At 51.6% G+C, this 17,473-nt stretch carries 13 protein-coding genes; 9 read left to right on the top strand and 4 right to left on the bottom strand.

Translation table 11 applies throughout. From position 1 onward, the window contains the following. Positions 1-19 precede the first annotated feature (19 nt). Positions 20-2,839 (top strand): class I adenylate cyclase, encoded by a 2,820-nt coding sequence (locus tag AB8516_RS12425; protein ID WP_369161052.1) that lies wholly within the window; start codon positions 20-22, stop codon positions 2,837-2,839. Between the two features lie 24 nt (positions 2,840-2,863). On the opposite strand, the gene AB8516_RS12420 is transcribed toward AB8516_RS12425, so the two are convergent. The 4 genes from AB8516_RS12420 to AB8516_RS12405 all read right to left on the bottom strand — a co-directional run bounded on the left by AB8516_RS12420 (position 2,864) and on the right by AB8516_RS12405 (position 6,865). Further along, positions 2,864-3,562, bottom strand: coding sequence for an FKBP-type peptidyl-prolyl cis-trans isomerase (locus AB8516_RS12420; protein WP_369161050.1), 699 nt, complete (start codon positions 3,560-3,562; stop codon positions 2,864-2,866). 108 nt (positions 3,563-3,670) lie between these two features. Beyond that, positions 3,671-4,678, bottom strand: a complete 1,008-nt coding sequence (locus AB8516_RS12415) for a glycosyltransferase family 2 protein (protein WP_369161048.1) — start codon at positions 4,676-4,678, stop codon at positions 3,671-3,673. 13 nt (positions 4,679-4,691) lie between these two features. Further along, positions 4,692-5,108 carry a GtrA family protein gene (locus tag AB8516_RS12410; RefSeq protein WP_369161046.1) on the bottom strand — a complete coding sequence of 139 codons (417 nt, stop codon included), beginning with the start codon at positions 5,106-5,108 and terminating at the stop codon, positions 4,692-4,694. Then, on the bottom strand, positions 5,105-6,865 hold the full coding sequence (locus AB8516_RS12405; protein WP_369161044.1) for a hypothetical protein: 1,761 nt from the start codon (positions 6,863-6,865) through the stop codon (positions 5,105-5,107). Before AB8516_RS12405 ends, AB8516_RS12410 begins: the two co-directional genes overlap by 4 nt. A 288-nt stretch (positions 6,866-7,153) precedes the next feature. Between AB8516_RS12405 and AB8516_RS12400 the strand changes: the two genes are divergently transcribed. The 8 genes from AB8516_RS12400 to AB8516_RS12365 all read left to right on the top strand — a co-directional run bounded on the left by AB8516_RS12400 (position 7,154) and on the right by AB8516_RS12365 (position 17,429). Continuing rightward, positions 7,154-7,894, top strand: a complete 741-nt coding sequence (locus AB8516_RS12400; protein ID WP_369163276.1) for an ABC transporter permease — start codon at positions 7,154-7,156, stop codon at positions 7,892-7,894. Then, on the top strand, positions 7,891-9,105 hold the full coding sequence (locus tag AB8516_RS12395; protein WP_369161042.1) for an ABC transporter ATP-binding protein: 1,215 nt from the start codon (positions 7,891-7,893) through the stop codon (positions 9,103-9,105). Before AB8516_RS12400 ends, AB8516_RS12395 begins: the two co-directional genes overlap by 4 nt. After that, entirely contained in the window at positions 9,089-10,006 is a 918-nt protein-coding gene (locus AB8516_RS12390) for a lysophospholipid acyltransferase family protein (RefSeq protein WP_369161040.1), read from the top strand. The genes AB8516_RS12395 and AB8516_RS12390 overlap by 17 nt, the downstream gene beginning before the upstream one ends. 90 nt (positions 10,007-10,096) lie before the next feature. Next, a complete protein-coding gene (locus AB8516_RS12385) occupies positions 10,097-10,534 on the top strand; it encodes a hypothetical protein (RefSeq protein ID WP_369161038.1) in 438 nt (145 codons plus the stop codon). A gap of 501 nt (positions 10,535-11,035) precedes the next feature. Then, positions 11,036-12,829 carry a hypothetical protein gene (locus AB8516_RS12380; protein WP_369161036.1) on the top strand — a complete coding sequence of 598 codons (1,794 nt, stop codon included), beginning with the start codon at positions 11,036-11,038 and terminating at the stop codon, positions 12,827-12,829. 283 nt (positions 12,830-13,112) lie between these two features. Continuing rightward, complete coding sequence (locus AB8516_RS12375) at positions 13,113-14,021, top strand: peptidylprolyl isomerase (protein WP_369161034.1); 909 nt, start codon at positions 13,113-13,115, stop codon at positions 14,019-14,021. Between the two features lie 125 nt (positions 14,022-14,146). Next, entirely contained in the window at positions 14,147-17,146 is a 3,000-nt protein-coding gene (locus AB8516_RS12370) for a glycosyltransferase (protein WP_369161033.1), read from the top strand. Then, on the top strand, positions 17,139-17,429 hold the full coding sequence (locus AB8516_RS12365) for a DUF3144 domain-containing protein (protein WP_369161031.1): 291 nt from the start codon (positions 17,139-17,141) through the stop codon (positions 17,427-17,429). Before AB8516_RS12370 ends, AB8516_RS12365 begins: the two co-directional genes overlap by 8 nt. Positions 17,430-17,473: the final 44 nt, after the last annotated feature.

The following is a 17,473-nucleotide window of genomic DNA, read 5'->3' as shown; positions in this document are numbered from 1 at the left end:
ATTATCGGTAGTAACGCGTATGCCCGAATCGCAACGTATCAGCTTCGATGAGGGAATCAGCAGAAAGGAGCTGAATGCCGTCCGCCAACGCTTCATGCGATTGCATCGTGAACGCCTGCGGCGAATCCTGGTTGAGCTGCGGAAAAGCCAGCAGGAGTTTATGCACCTTCTGCCACTGCTGCTGCATATCAATCATCCTATGCTGCCCGGATTCGTCAGCAGCGAAACGCCCACCGGCATCTCAGATTACAGTCCCTCCAGAAAGGCCCTGGAAGCGGCAAACAAACTGAGCCGCAGTTTCGAGTTTAAGAAGCGTGCCCAGCGTGTGTATCACATCCATGGTCTCTATCTGATGGGTAGTACTGGTACGATCGGTCAATCATCGGGTAGCGATTTCGACCTATGGCTCTGCTTTGACCCGGCCTTGAATGAAAAGCAGCGTAAGCAACTGCAGCAAAAGGCAGCCCAGATAGAGAAGAGTGCTGCGGAGCTGGATTTGGAACTGCATATCTTTCTCATCGATCCCGAGCGATTCCGGCAGGGGGAGAAATCCAAACTATCCCATGAGAGCACGGGGACTACCCAGCATAACCTGTTGTTGGAAGAGTTTTATCGCAGCGCGGTGCTGCTCGCAGGACGATATCCTTTATGGTGGCTGGTTCCACCCGATAAAGAGGATGACTATCAGGCATTTGCCGACTATCTGCTCACCAATCGCTTTGTCAAGTCAGCCGAGATCTTTGACCTGGGTGGACTTGATCATGTGCAAGCCGGTGAATTCTTCGGTGCAGCCCTATGGCAACTCTATAAAGGCATTGATTCACCCTATAAATCGATCCTGAAGATCTTTCTTATGGAGGCCTACAGCCGCCAATATCCCTCGCCGCCCTGGTTGGCGCAGCAGGCGAAACGGGCGATTTACGACGGTGAAAAGGATATCGACAAACTGGATTCCTATATTCTGCTCTATCAGCAGGTCGAGGCCTATCTGAAGCAGAACAAAGATCTCGATCGTCTGGAGCTTGCGCGCCGTTGCTTCTACTTCAAGGTTGGCGAACGGCTGAGCCGTTCCCGGAATAGCGATAATTGGCGTTTACGGTCCATGTTGACACTGACTCGACAGTGGGGCTGGGGGCAGACACAATTACAGATGATGGATACCCGGTCAGATTGGAAGATAGACAGGGTCATCAAGGAACGCAATGCACTGGTCGGAGTACTGACGCGCAGCTACAGATTGTTGACCGATTTCGTCCGTAAGTATGCCCAGGAGAGCCACATCGACCCCCATGAGCTCAATCTGTTGGGGCGTAAGCTCTATACTGCGCTCGATCATCGGCCGGGGAAGATCGATCATATCAATCCGGGTATCTCGAAAAATCTCACCGAGGAGAATCTTTCACTCCACTATCGCCCGACAAGGGATGGGGAGCCGGCATGGATGTTATATCGCGGTAAACTGGAAGCGGGAGAGGCAATCGAACATCGGCCCATAAAGATCTCAAATAATCTGATCGAGATCCTGTTGTGGAGCCACGTCAATCAGGTTTGGGGAAATGTCACCCTTATTACCTACGATGCGGGTGAGTCTGCACTGCCACGTGATGAGTTGCTCTCACTGCAGAGGAGCGTCAGCCGCCTCTTTCCCCAATACATGCCCCCATCTGCGGGTATGGCGACTCTCGCCAAACCGGCATCGATTGTCTTGAGTGCGCTGTTTATCAATATCGGCGTTGATCCGATGGAGCATCTGACCAGGGAGGGAATGCAACTAACCAGTGAGCGCCACGATCCACTGAGTTTTGCTTCGTCGCGCACCAATCTGGTAATGAACCTGGAAAAGATACACCAGACCAGCTGGGGGGAGCTGCAGGTATCGCGTCACGAGGGGGCTGAGGGATTGATGGATGTGCTCTGTTATATCCTCAATCTGCAGCCTGAACGGGACCTGCCGCGCTCTCTGATACGCGCCTACAGCTATTCGGGCGTAAGGGGTGGCCAGATCGCATTGAGAGTTACAGAATTGTTCAATCACGTGATTCATCGATTCAGCGGTGATGAATTCGATAATGGTCGCTATGTGTTCCGTATGGGAAGGGCCTTTTTTATCGTACAGAAGCAGGCTGAGTCAGAATTTGTCTGGCAAAGCCTGGAGTCATTCGAGAGTCTGATCGACGAGTTGGAACTGCCGCAACAGACCTACCGTGCTCTTGAATTCGATCCTGAGATACTCGTAAACAGTCCCTATCCGGTACTCTATAAGTTAAATAAACCGGATGTTATACAACTCTTCTTCAGAATCCAGAAAAAGCATGCTGAAATCTATGTCCTTGATGAGCAGGGAGCCCTGTTTCAGCAGACTATTGCGGTAGACAGTCCCCGATTTCTCATGCGACAGCAGCGTCGTTTCCTCAACAGCCTGCAGCAGCTGCGTAATCTTGTTCTGGATACGCCAAGCGATCTGTTGCTTGAGCCGGAATTTCATCAACTCTCCATTGACAGGGATGGGCAGTATTACACTGAACAGCGGCGTGTACCCTTGGTGGATGGTGATGACTATCTGGAGCTAACCATGATCGGTGATTCCAGTATGACCAGGAGAGAACCGGTTTCCCTGATTTGTGGCGACAAGGAGTTTACCCGTCTGGAGTATGGCGCTGATCTTTATGCCGCAACCTTTGAATATATTCACGGCATTCGCGACAGTGACGAGCGATATCCCATCTATCTGACATCCATTCGATTGAGTGGTATGAAGCCTATCCAGACGCTCTCCACAGTAGATTTACTGAATATGAAAAAATACGTGGAAGAGCGTCTGAATTCACAACAGGAGTAAGCGGGTCAATCCTGCGACAACGCCTCACTGTTTAGTGGATTTTGGCTTTGCCGCCACCTTGATGAGTTCAAGCTCGAAGATAATGGTCTCGTTGGGCCCGATTTTCTTGCCTGCCCCCCGTTCACCATAAGCCAATTCGGGTGGTATGACAATTTTCCATTTCGCCCCGGGCTTCATCAGAAGCAGGGCCTCCCTGAAGCCGGGTACTACATTGTCCAGGCCGAATCTAGCCGGTTTTCCCCGTTGGCGGGAACTATCGAAGACCGACCCGTCGATAAGGGTGCCATGGTAGTGCACCTCTACCGCATCACCGGTCTGTGGTGATGCGCCGTTGCCGGCTTCCATCACCTCATACTGTAGTCCGCTTTTCAGGGTCACGACGTTTTGGCGCTTACCGTTTTGTTCACGATAGGCGGTGCCCTGGGCGCTGTTTTCCGTGGCGGATTTAGTGCGTTGCGCTTCCATGTTTGCATAATGCTTTTTCATGGCGGCACGCATCTGATTCGCGTCGAGCTTCAATTTTCTGTTATGCAGAGAGTCTTCAATGGCTTGGATAAATGTCTCAATATCAAGCTCGCCAGTCTGCTGGGCTCGTAGCATCTTGCCGATCTGAACGCCAACGGTATAACTGTACTGCTGTTTATCGGAAGCAAGTTCACCGGCGAAGAGGGGCAAGGAACAGCATAGTACTGTAATCAATAAAGTAATGTTTAAACGTCTCATCGTTACAATATTTCCTGAGTGTCATGAAATGGTTCAATTCGGTTTTTTTGATCTTATCAAAACTAGGACTGAGATCGGTATCGTCGTATGAAGTTCAATGTGTGACGCTTATTCGTAATCATCACTGTGCAATGAGGCCAGCTCAGTATCGGTTGGCTGCTCGTTACCGGGATTTCCGCCGCGGTCAGAGGTCGAGTGTATATCGGACACGATATATGAAGGCCTTCTTTTCACTTCACGATATATTTCTCCGATATATTCTCCGATTAAACCAAGACCGAAGAGAATCATACTACCCATGCCGAGAATCAGCAGAATGACGGTTGGAAATCCCGCTTCGGCGTACCCCATCCATTTGTACCACAGGGTCTGGATGGTCAAACCCAGACTGAAGATCAGTCCAATCAATCCAAGCCATGTGACGATTCTGAGCGGCAGTGACGAAAAGCTGATAATGGTCGTTCTGGCCAGCGCCAACAGGTTACGGATACTCCATCCGCTCATCCCCGCCTCTCTGTTTGGCGGTTCAAACTCGATGGCGGCGGAATCGAATCCCATCCATGCAGTCAGGCCACGGAAATAACGAGCGGTTTCCGGCAGATTGATATAGTGGTCAATGACACGCCGATCGAGCAACTTGAAATCGCTGGCACCCCGCATATCAAGTCCGCTCGATAGCTTGAATACACGGTAATAAAGGGTGGCCCCGACGCGTTTTAGGGATGACTCATGCTGGCGTTTGTGTTTCACGCCCTCCACAATCGGGATTTTCCCCTTGTCCCACAATTCCAACATTTTTGGTATCAGTTTCGGTGGGTGTTGCAGGTCGGCGTCAATGACGATGGCGGCGTTGCCGCCAGCCCGGCGTAGGCCGGCCAGAATAGCGGCCTCCTTACCGAAATTTCGACTTAAGCGAATTGCCGTAACATCGAACGATGATTGGTCTGCAGTGGTCAATTCAGAGATCAACTGCCAAGAGTCATCCGTGGATCCGTCATCCACCATGACCACTTCAAACGTATAGCCGGATTGTTTCAACGATGCCGAGACAGCCTGCCAGAAACGCGCTAGTCCGGCCTGCTCATTGTGGATTGGAACAATCAGTGAGATAAGCATGGGTCTCTCCGGCTCATGTAAGAAAAATCAGCCGCTTCATTGTAATGTAATTGATGCCGACCAGGATAATTTCAGTGACCAGTTTCGCCGGGATGGGATCGAGCCCCAGTTTGTCCGTAAACAGAATGATACAACCGACACTCAGCAAGTATGAGAACACCCAAAGCAGCAGATAGCCGAATGCCTGTTTGCCTAACTGGCGTCGAGTAAAGTCTCTGTTGTTGTAAACAAATACCTTATGGCCCGCAAAAGCGGTAACAGCGCCGCTGATTCTTGCCGCTGTCTGCGCCCAAACGACGCCGATCGCGGCATGGCTCAAAACGAAGACCATGAAATCAATGATCCAGGCAATGATGCCAACCAACAAGTAGCGTGAAAACTGCAAAGAAACAGCTTTTTCGACGAGACTTCGCAAGGAGGAGTAACTCATCGATTGGAACTCAGAAATCCGTTACAGCCGTGATTGTTGGCATCGCGAATCAGTCTAACGGGTGTCAGCATGGATCTCGTCAACAGGCAGATCCTCGACCGGGAAAATTCTGCCGTTGTCTCATCGTGATAACTCAAGCGTAGATCGAAGCTATACCTCTGCATGAGTTTATTCTGTGTGTCTGTTTTGATTGAAGTGAGCCGTGTCTGTTCCGGTCTGCCCGGCGTGACGATCAAGAACTGCTGTTCAAGATCTTCGTTGCTTAGTTCGGTCCAACCTTTGATATTTAGGTTATTACCCTCTACGCTGATGTGCTCGATTTCTCCAGTGGCATATTCAAACAGCGGTGGATAGGGTGGAGAGAGGGCCACTTCAAGCACCCCGGGCTGCCCACTATGCTTGGATTTCCCATTTTCGGGTAATGGGTCTTCAATCTCTCGTATGCAATTGCATGATTGATCATATTGCACAATGGAAAACTTTCTATTGTTGAGCCTGGTTAGGTTCTCTCTTTTCGTGAGTATACCAACTCTCTGCAGCTTGGCGCCGTGTACCCTGTTGAGGGCATTCCTGATACCGTTTAATACAGTCTCCTGGTGATAGGCATCCTTATTGCCTGAAAAGTAGACCGTATCGGGTGCTTGCGAAGCGAACAGGCGGTATTTGGTATCAAAGGCATGAAGTCCGGGTTGAGCACTGCTTCGCACCTGGTGGGCATGAATGGCCACCCCAACTATCAAGAGCAGGCTGATGCCCATGCGATAGGGATATTTCGATGAAGGCAGGTTGGCGACAGCGACCGTGCAAATGACGGAAATCAGCCACCAGGGTAGAAATAGATGACGATTCGGTCGTGTGATCCCGGGAAACTCAAGCAATGGAACCATTGGCAGCAAAACAGCAGCTGCAATTACCGTGGTCAGTGGCAGATTGAGTCTTCTTTTGTACAGTGTGTGACTGACCAACACGCCAACCACCACCATCACAGCGATGTTCAGAGGCGCGCCGCCAAACAGTAGATGGGGGATTCCAACAAGCTGCGACAGCTTTTCCGGCCATGTGTATCCGTGGGACATGGCGTCATAACCGCCGATCAAGCTGCCCAGTACGAGATACCGCCATAGGGTATAGCAGAGTATCCAGCCAACCATTGGCGCTGCATGCATGATGCGTCTGCCCGGTGTGCCTTTATGTATGAAAAGCAAGGTAACCGGCAGTGGAACATAGATCTCTTTACAGGTGGTGGCCAACATATAGAACAGCAGTGCGGCCAGGGCAAGCCGCCAACTCTCTCTCTCGATACTGCGTACATAGGCGTGTATTGAAAGGATGCTGAACATGAGCCCGGCAAGATAGTGGCCAACCATCAGTTGTTGAGAAACGATTAATGACGGAGCCCCGATCAGAAACAGTATGGCGCCTGTGAGTGCAAAGCGTGGGGCGAGCCAGATGCGGAGCAACAGAAACGTGGTGATCGCACACCCGGCCATTACCACTAGGTGTTGGACGTAGAATCCCCGGGGTGAAACACCGAGCAACCAGAGGTTCATGTCATATATGAAAGGATTGAATGGTGTGAGGTTGTTTAACGAATAACCCCGTGTGATTGCCGGATTGAGGAAGTAGTCTGAAGGTGAAAAGCGACTGGCGTAATCGAGAAGCCAGCCGTCGTCGAAACGCCAGAATGCGGAAAGTGCACTTTGATTGGCAAGAAAGGTTACCGCCAACAGCACCAGAATGGATATTGACGTCGTCACATGTGGACGCACTATAGATAAAAGTCCGCTCAACTTTGCCCTCATAAAATCATGGTAGGGTACAATCTCGACCGGGTAGAAGCCCATCCTTGTCACGGCTGATGGTGTGGCTCCTTCGGTACAGACGTTATCACGAACGTCACCTGTTAAGCGAACCACGTGGCGATATGATTCGGCATTGAGAATCAACTGTTGTATGATGCACTCCCAACCCATCCTGCTGGAAGTTTAAGACGATTGTTCAAGCTTTATCTAGATCTCTTTCGCCATCGTCAGAGTCTGATCTTGATGGTGCGACGCGATACCCTGCTGAGGCTGAAAGGCACCTTGCTGGGCCCACTTTGGCTATTGGCACAGCCACTGTTTCTGTTGCTTGTATACAGCTTTGTCTTCTCGGGAATACTCAAGGTCAGTTTTCGGCCCGGTGGAGACACCGGCGATTTTGCCCTCTATCTGTTTGCGGCCCTGATACCCTTCAGCGCGTTTCAGGATGGCTTGCTGCGGGCTAGTGGCAGCTTGATGGAAAACCGTGATCTGCTGCTTAAAACTCAAATGCCACCAGCGGTCTTTCCTGCCGTGGCGACGATGGGAACCCTGGTACAGGAGGTGACCGGTCTTTTGATTTTGATTGTTGCTGCCTGGTTGATGGGATATGTCCCGGGGGTTACGTTGGTGTTGCTGCCTTTGCTGGTGGCCTTGAGACTGTTGCTGACTTTCGCGCTGGCGCCTTTGGTGGCGCTCCTGTCCGTGGTTATCAAGGATCTGGGTCAATTGTTACCCATGTTGTTGACCGCGCTATTTTTCACCACGCCGATCATCTATCCATTGGAGATGGTCCCTGAGGAATATCGATCAGTCATTGAAGCCAATCCGATCACCTGGTTGGTTCAGTCCTACCGTGCCGTGATTCTGGAAAACCAGTGGCCTGTTGCAGATCTGGCAGTATTGGCCATAGCAAGTTTGCTCCTGACTCTTCTGATCGGAGCCCTGTTCATGCGTCTTCAGCATCGCGCCAAGGACTTTCTGTGATCGCGATTCAAGCCCAACAGTTGTCAAAAAACTATCGACAGTACGCAAAGCCCGCGGACCTCTTCAAGGAGTGGTTGTTGAAGAGGCCCTTTCATACTGAGATCAAGGCCTTGACTCCAATCGATCTGACTATCGAGAAAGGTGCGACGTTCGGCGTCATTGGCGACAACGGGGCTGGCAAGTCGACACTGCTCAAGCTGCTGGCAGGCACCTTGCAACCCTCATCCGGCACCCTGCACATAGAGGGACGTAAGTCGGCCATCCTGGAGTTGGGGTCGGGATTCCATCCGGAATTCTCAGGCCTGGAGAATATTCGTCTGGCCTGTTCGATGCTCGGCCTCAGTGCAGTTGAAACCAAGGCCCGCATACCCGATATCATCGCCTTTTCCGAGCTGGGTGACGCCATAATGCGGCCGGTCAAATCCTACTCCTCAGGGATGTTTGTGAGACTTGCCTTTTCGGTGGTGACCTCGATCGAGCCCGATGTGCTGATTGTGGACGAGGCCCTGTCGGTCGGAGATGCACTGTTCCAGAAGAAGAGCATGGACCGAATGATGGGATTTCGCGACGAAAAGCGCACCTTGGTGTTTTGTTCACATAATCTCTATCAGGTGAAAGAGTTGTGCGAGCAGGCGATCTGGCTGGATCATGGCGTGATCAGGGCGCAGGGCGATTCCGCCACAGTTGTGGATGACTATCAGGATTATGTCCGTTCCCGGCAGGGCGGCAGTCCCTCGGGGCAACGGCTATCTGCGGAGACAGATGCGGTGAGCGATGTCTACCTGCAGGATGTCACCCTCGAGGGGGGTGTCGATACCGCAGAGGGCGCCCCGCTTTTCCGGCAGGGAGACGCCTTGGCGATCAATGTACGGGCGGAGATCGGAGCGCGCCCGGTCGATGACGTGCATATCGGATTGGTGCTGATCCGCAATGACGGTCTGCAGGTCTACGGTGTCTCGACCCTGATCGATCAATGCAATCTGCTGCCCATTGATGGGACTGTTCATGGTGTGCGCTTACTGTTCGATCCTCTGATGTTGATGTCGGGTGACTATGCCCTGGAGGCCTGGTTGATCGACCGCAGCGGATTGCACGTCTACGATTCTCGCCCGGTCTGCTGCCAGTTCAAGGTACGACACGAAAGCAGCGAGGTGGGACTGGTGAAAATGGCCCATCAATGGGGGCCGGTGAAACATGCGGCAGCCATTTGAGCACTGGGATCTGGCGCTGAAATACAGGTTGCTCTTTCCTGTATTGTCCCGGTTCCCACGCTATATCGCCTATCGACTGGCGAGTTTCTACGGTAAGTGGGAGTGTGCCAGGCAGAAAGAGATGGCCGAGCAGATAGCCTATCAGATGAGTCGGGCCATTCCGGGCGAATCCACGGAGCAGTATCGACAGTGGACCGGTTATTTCTATGGCTTGCAGCAGAGGGAGATCCTCGATACCTGGCACTATCCGCGCTTGAGAACCGTGGAGCAGGTGGCCAAAACCATCGAAGTCAAAAACTTTCAGCAGGTCCTGGAGGCGAGACGGGACGGCAGGCCGATGATCTTCGCCGGCGCCCACCTGGGACGATTCTGGATGCTGGGTGTGACAACGGCGGCTTATGGTATTGCAACAGGGGCCTTGGCCAGGGATGATGAAGAGCGGAACACCTGGGGCCTTGCCGGGCCCGAGTTCAGATATCGCAAGTTGAAACTATCCCGCCTGAGGGCTTGCTATCGGGGGGACTTTCTGATGCCTGGCGCAGCCAACATGCGGCCCTTGCTGGAGGCGCTGCGGAAACAACCGATCGCCATATTGCTTGATGTCCCCTATGCGAAGGGGAGCGCCGGACTGGTAGGCGTTCCGTTTTTCGGTCGTGAGGCCTTTTTTCCCGAAGGTACGATTAAACTGGCGAAAAAGACCGGCGCCCTGATACAGCCTTTTTGTGTCGAGGAACACAGGCATGGATTGATGCTCGACTTTTTACCGGCTCATGAAGCGGGCGCATTACCCTCCGATGAATCAATGGCCCTGTTGGTGGCGGATATCGAACGCAGGATCCGTCTCAACCCCGGCCGCTGGTGGCAATGGCCGGCGCTGCCCATGTTTTGGGGCGAAGTATGAGGACATGGTGAGGGATTGAACCCTGTATTGCGGTCTCGTAGAATCGGCCCTCTTCAATTGGACATGAATATGATGACTATGACTATGATTATGAGAGTTGCTTGCCTACAGCGCTTTAAATGGTTGGCCCTGCTGGTAATCCCCCTGATAGCGGGAGGCTGCGCCATGGTGCCTCACGATGAGGCGATGTCAGATCAGGAGATCGTCGCGAAAAGGGCGCAGGAGCGCTGGGGATTGTTGATAGAGGGGCGCGTGGAGTCCGCGTATGAATATCTGTCGACCGGCTATCGTCAGGTGACGCCGTTTCCCCACTATCAGAAGACGGTGAAAGGGGTGGGAATCTGGAAATCAGCTGAGGTATCAGAGGTATCCTGCGAGTCCGCTGAAGTTTGTACTGCAGTGGTCGATATAAGGGTTGTTATCCGTTATCCACTCATGAAGGGGCCTGTCGAGACAGGCAACCAGATCAAGGAAAAGTGGGTAAAAGATGGGGATGGAAATTGGGGTTTTCTTCCCACGATGAATTAACCACACATATGACAACTTGTTGTATTTTTGATACACGCATAACAATTTACCTAAAATTCAATAAGTTATGGGTTTATGTTTTAAGGGTGTCGATCATACATCATTAAAGTTGCTCTATAACTGGAAAATTCGGGTGCTTTTCAAGCCGTAATCCCATTTGGTCAAGTCACTATTTACAACAGGCTACAAAATATATCTCTTTTGTTTTCATGTAGTTAGTGTCTTTTTTGGTAAATTTGCAACATTTTTTGTTTTTTTTGCTAGAATAGCGTTTGTTAGGTAGAGGATTTATGTTAGACTTCCCTGCGTGAGAATTAGGAGTGTAAGGTAACTTGTTGCTGAGACCTCCCTCACAAAAGGAATGATCATTCCCTTGCACGGTCTTGGGTTTAGGTCGATAATCCTCGACATGCGCCTGATCTCAAGGCTTTTAGCTGGCCGCATAAACAGGCTCAGTTAGTTTTTTAGTGTTAACACGCAAAAGTAATAGGAGACACAACTGTGTTGAGAAAATCTAAGATCGCTGCAGCCATGCTTATGGCTACCGCTACTGCCGGAGTCAATGCGGCTCACGTCAATACAGACGGAACAGGTCAAGTTGCGCTGCTGCCTTACTACAATGTAAACAACAACTTTATCACCAACGTCAACATCACCAACACCACAGGCGAGTACAAGGCTGTCAAGGTTAGATTCCGTGAGTCCCGTATCTCGGCTGACGTGCTCGACTTCAACGTCTACATGTCACCCTTTGATGTCTGGAACGCCACCATTCGTCTGAATGGCTCTGTTGCCAACATCATCACCGAAGACGAGACTTGTACCTATCCTGCCAAGGCCCTGCTGCAGGCTGGCGTAGACTTCCGTAACATCTACACCGCTACCACCGATGAGGATCTGACCGAAGGTTATGTCGAAATCATCGAGATGGGCGTAATCGCTGACGGTGCTGGACCTGCTAATGACGGCGGTCTGGAAGCTGAGATCGATGGAACCGGTATTGCTGACGGCACGGTCACTATTGCAGCAGGCGACCGTTCCATCCCTGCAGGCCTTCTGCATGATGCCACTGGCATGCCTGCAGACTGCACGGTCGTCGATGATGCCTGGACTGCCGGTGCGGCTAGCGCGGCCAATATCGATGGTTTCGAGCCTGGCGCGATGACGACTGAAGGCGTTGCGCAAGATGCGGGTGGTCCTGTTAACCCTTATGCAGACACCATGAACGCAGGTCTTGTAGCGCCCACCGGTGGTATCAACGCCTATTCGATCATGATCAACACCGCGACAGGTGCCGCCTTCGTTGAGCAGGGTACCCACGTAGACGATTATGCCACGGTCGCACAGCACTACCAGTCAGACGATCAGTCCAACTACCTGCTGCCTTCGCTGGCATCCGGTGATGTGGTGGTTGCGAACATGCTGGACAACACCGGTGCCGGTGTGAAAACTACGGGGCCCTTACCGTTGGTCGAGTTGGACACGGGCGCCATCAACGACATCGCGCCGAATCCGTCGATTCCCATGGGTTCCAATCCGCTGCCGATGGCTATCGTCCTCAGTGCTGATGCAATCTCCGCGCCTTACTTCGTCGAGGCCGGCATCAATGGTGAGACCGATATCGTCGCAACCTTTCCGATGCGTAAGCATGGTATCTACAACGGTAGTATCCTGACTCTGGATCTGGACGGCGCCGGTCCTCTGGCACCTTGTGCAGGTACCTTGAACGATGGTGTCGATGATGGTGCCACTGTCGCCTTGACGACTCTGGGTACGCCTGCAAACGACTATCCGGAAACAGCACTTGGATCAGGTATCCATTGTACCAATGCCGGTTACGAAGCTTCGTCACCTGATGTTGAAGTGGGTCTGGTCTACTACGACTATGAAGAGCAGGTGGCCCAGGTTGTTGCCGGTTCCAGTGACTTCTCACCGGTACCGATCAATGCGCCGACCATCGTAGCCCTGGAGCGTGAGGTTAACGTTGTTTCCGTGAACCGTTCTGCTGGCGGTAACCAGTCTGTTCTGGGTACGCCTGCTGCCAACGTCTTCAACTGGAACCTGGATCCTGGCTTCGAGGCTGGTTGGGTAACCATCAGCGCTGCTGCTGCGTACGACTACACTTCTCATCCTAGCATTATCGCGATGGTTGAGGCTGTTGGTGGTGTCCCAGGTGCAGCGGGCGTGTGGACTGGTGTTCCGGTCATCGGCTTCTCCGCCATGGCGGGTGATGTCGGTCCTGCCCAGCTGGGTGAGACCGTTGACCTGATCCGCAGCGTCAACCGTACTCCGTAACCAAGTACGAATCGCGTAAGCGAAACGTGGGAAGGCAGGCCGAAAGGCCTGCCTTTTTTTATGCCTGAAATTGCGTGGCGGTTTTTAAGTTCCACATGTTGCAATCTGATGAAAATCTGCTTCAGGTTGGAGCAAGTATTGAAGTTACTTATTGAATAGGGTTTGATTTAACTTTTGATTTTGAACCGGTTGCTTGTGTTGTCGTCTATAGAGCAATGGCGTTGCTGATAGTGCCGCCGTATAATTCCCGACTTACTATCTGCATATATCTTAGAGGTTATCTATGAAGTTCTGCTTGTTACTGACAATGGCGCTTTGCCTGTCACCTGTCGCATCGTTAGCCGGCGAGACTTTGATGTTCGGCGGAGGAATTGAGGTCAAGGATGTGGACCTGGACGCTCTGTTATTGAGTGGGCCGGAGGATGCCAGAAGCAAGGTCGTGGCAGACCACAATCAGTTATTGAAACTGTTGCGCCAGATCTACCTGATTCGCGCCCTCTCCGAAGAGGCTGAAAAAAACGGCCTCGGCGATTCAGAGTTGTTTCAGGCCAAGCTTCGCCGTCAAAGAGAAAAACTGCTCTATTTGGAGCGACTGAAGCAGATCGACGCCGAACCCATTCCGGATTTCGAGCAGGCGGCCAGGGAACAGTATGAGGGGAATCCCGAAGCCTACACGATACCCGAACGATTTGAAGCGAAACATATCCTGATCTCCACGACGGACAGATTGCCCAAGCACCATCCCAAGGAAGAGGCGCTCGAGATTATCAAGAAGGTGAAGGAGGAGCTCGACAGTGGCCAAAGCTCATTTGAGGACCTTGTCATGGTCTATTCAGAGGATACGGTGACACTGAAGAATCAGGGATCTTTGGGAGTGTTCAAACGGGGTTCTATGGTTGAATCCTTCGACGAGGCAGTGGTGGCGATGCATAAACCGGGAGAGATCAGCGATATAGTAGAGACCAAGTTTGGCTATCACATCATTAAGTTGGTTAACCGATATTCGCCAAAGAAATTATCCTTTGAACAGGTAAAGGATAAGATCATTGAGACAATGAAGAGTGATTATATCCAGAATCGGCGTGATGATTACTTCGATGGGCTTCTGAAGAAAAACAAGGCCGGCATCTATGAAGATAAAGTCGAAGCGTATGCGCAAAAGCAAAAGCAAAAGCAGCAAAGTGCGGAGTGAAGCAGTTGGCACGGATCGGTACTTTTACCAGCACATATCCGTGTCTAAATCACTGACGCTCTGCTATGGTTCGAATAGCTGACCGACAAGTAGCCATATACAATTAATACGTCGATAGTACCCACGTGGCTGAATACGATTTTAAACTCGATTTGAACGTCGAGAACAATTCCCATACCCAGTTGGTTAAACGGATACCGGCAGGCAGCCGGGTGCTTGAGTTGGGATGTGCGACCGGCTATATGTCGGACTATCTGCGCCAGGAAAAGGATTGCTATGTGGTGGGTGTTGAGATCGACCGGGGTATGGCGAACAGAGCCAAAGCGGTTTGCGATCGTGTCATCGTCGGGGATGTGCAAAGCAGAGGCTGGCTGAAGAGCCTTGGTGATGAACGCTTCGATATCATCACCTGTGCCGACATTCTCGAACATCTGCGAAAACCCATTGCCCTGCTCAAGAAACTTCCCCATCTGTTGAGTGACGGGGGAATCCTTCTCGCCTCCTTGCCCAATGGCGCCCATGCTTCGCTTCGTCTCGAACTGTTGGAAGGGCGTTTCACCTATGAGGATACGGGGCTTCTTGATCGCACCCATCTGCATCTGTTTACCTACAATTCTTTGCGCGAGATGTTTGCCCGCGGCGGCTTCAGGGTTAACGAGCTGACTTACACCTTTCACGATATGGCCGATTCCGAAATTGAGAAGCGGCTGGAGAGGATGGGGTTTGAGGCGAGTGAACGTGGACTTGCGCTGTTTCATACGCCGGATGCGGCAGCCTTTCAGTACATCGTCTCTGCAACCCCGGACAGCAGTGTCACTGTCGAGGAATTTCCTGTCCTCAACGACAAGCCGATGCAGGCCTCGGTCGAGGTCTATAGAAATCTGCTCGATGAGTTGCATCAGGCGGGCAGTACCGCAGAGACACGCCTCAAAATGGTGGAAGAGCGGGACAGGATTCTGCAGGATCAACAGCAGGCGCTGGGTACTTTGAACGATGAGTTGCTCAGGCATAGAGAGGCTATGGAGAATGCAGTCAGGGAGACCCGGGAAGCGCACAATGCATTAGCGAAGGAGAGCAGTCTGAGGAGTGAATTGCAGAGTCAGCTGCAGATTATGGACAGGAGTAATCGCTCCATGAACCATGACCTGTTTTGGCTTAAAAATGACCTTAAACATACTAAAAAAGATCTTCGGGCTGTCGTGAACAGTCGAGGTTGGCGCGTCTACATGGCGTTGACCAGGCCATTACGGCTAATGCGTAGGTTTGCGCCGGAGCTGAAGAAATTGAGGAAAGAGCCAGGTCTGATACGTGACTGGAGCCGGGAGGCAGCGCGGCTTTGGAAACTAGGTGGTCTACAGGCTATACGCGAACAGTTGAATACCGAGTCATCACCAACCTATGACTACTCGTTATGGATCAGGGATGTTGAACCTGTGGGTGTGCCGACCCTTGAAATGGTTGAACAGCTCAATGAACATCCTGACAGGCCTTTTATCTCGATTGTCATGCCGGTTTATAACGTCGATGAATATTTGTTGCGGGCCGCACTAGACTCTGTGCTTGCACAATCCTATGAGAATTGGGAGTTGTGTATTGCAGATGATGCATCCACGCGACCACATATAAAGCGCGTGTTGGATGAATACATGCGCCGTTACAAACGCATCAAGGTCATCTACCGGGAGGAGAACGGCCACATCTCGAATGCCACGAATTCCGCCTTTTCCATAGCAAGCGGGGATTTTATTGCCCTGATGGATCACGATGATCAATTGGCTGACTTTGCACTCTATTTTGTGGCCCAGGAGATCATTCTCAATCCGCATGCTGAGATTGTTTACTCCGATGAAGACAAGCTGAATAACGAAGAGGTGCGATTCGACCACTACTTCAAACCGGATTTCAATCCGGATCTGATGCGCTCCCACAACATGATCTGTCACTTCGGCGTCTACCGCCGTACCCTGGTGGAGAAGGTGGGAGGAATGCGTGAAGGTTTCGAGGGCGCGCAGGACTACGATCTGGCGCTCAGGTGTTTGCGGGAGATCGATCCTCGCAAGCAGGTGCGTCACATACCATGGATCTTGTATCACTGGCGTGCGATACCGGAAAGCACTGCCTCGGGCGGAGAGGCAAAATCCTATGCAATCGATGCGGCCCTGCGTGCGGTTAAAGACGATCTTGATATTCGCGGACTTAAAGCCGATGTCACGGAGTCGGAGTATATCGATGGTATGATCCGGGTGCGGTATCAACTGCCGGATTCCCGGCCGCTTGTCTCGATAATCATCCCAACCCGTAATGGCGAGAAATTGTTGCGCCAATGCATTGAAAGCATTCGTGACAGGAGCGACTACAAGAATATTGAGTTTATCATTGTCGATAACCAAAGCGATGATCAGGCGACCCTGGCGTATCTTACTGAGCTCGACAGCCAGGGCGCTACCAAGGTATTGCACTATGACCATCCCTTCAATTTTTCCGCCATCAACAACTTTGCCGTAGAACATGCGAGTGGGGAACTGCTCTGCTTCATGAATGACGATATCGAAGTGATTTCTCCGGACTGGTTGGGAGAGATGGTGAGTCACGGCGTCAGACCCGAGATAGGCGCCGTCGGCGCAAGGCTCTGGTATCCGGACGACCGATTACAGCACGGTGGTGTAGTTTTGGGTCTTGGGGGCGTGGCAGGCCATGCCATGAAATATTCGAGTAAAGATAACAAAGGCTACATGGGGCGTTCCGTGTTGATTCAGAACTACACTGCGGTGACAGCTGCCTGTCTGTTGCTTAGGCGGGAGGTTTTTGATGCCGTGTGCGGTTTTGATAGTGAACATCTCGCGGTTGCCTTCAATGATGTGGATCTCTGTATTCGGATTTATCAAGCTGGATATTACAATCTTTGGACGCCCTATGCGGAGCTTTATCATCACGAATCGGCCTCCCGTGGTGCGGAGGACACACCGGAAAAACAACAGCGTTTCAGTGGTGAAGCCGAGTATATGCTAGAAAAATATGGACCTCTGTTGCAGCGTGATCCAGCCTACAATCCGAACTTGACGCGTATCGCAGAGGATTTTTCACTGAATTGGAAGGGTGTAAACGACGAGGATGACGATGTCTGATCAAGAAACAGAATTTGCTGAATTTACAGCGGTGGCCGAACGTTTCATTGCCTTGGCCAACGAAATCAAAAGTGAGGGTAAACCTCTGCCGTTGGTCAATGCAGCTTTGATGTCGGCATCTGCAACCTATAGTACCTATGTGGCTGCGGGCAATCAGGGATATCTGAAGCCGAGTGGTGTTGATCGTCTGGTCGATACTTACCGTGCTCAGTTGGCCAAGATTCAGGAGATCAAACGGAAGGCAGCGGAAAGTAGTGGCCAAAAGACTACTAAAAAGCAGTAGTTTTTTCCTCCTTCCGGTTTGTGCTTGATGTGACTTGGAATTGT

Origin of the sequence: Candidatus Thiodiazotropha sp. LNASS1 (genome assembly GCF_964212655.1) — a bacterium.
Lineage (GTDB): Bacteria > Pseudomonadota > Gammaproteobacteria > Chromatiales > Chromatiaceae > Thiodiazotropha.
The sequence above is the reverse complement of the archived record's forward strand: the minus strand, read 5'-3'. Positions and strand labels throughout refer to the sequence as shown.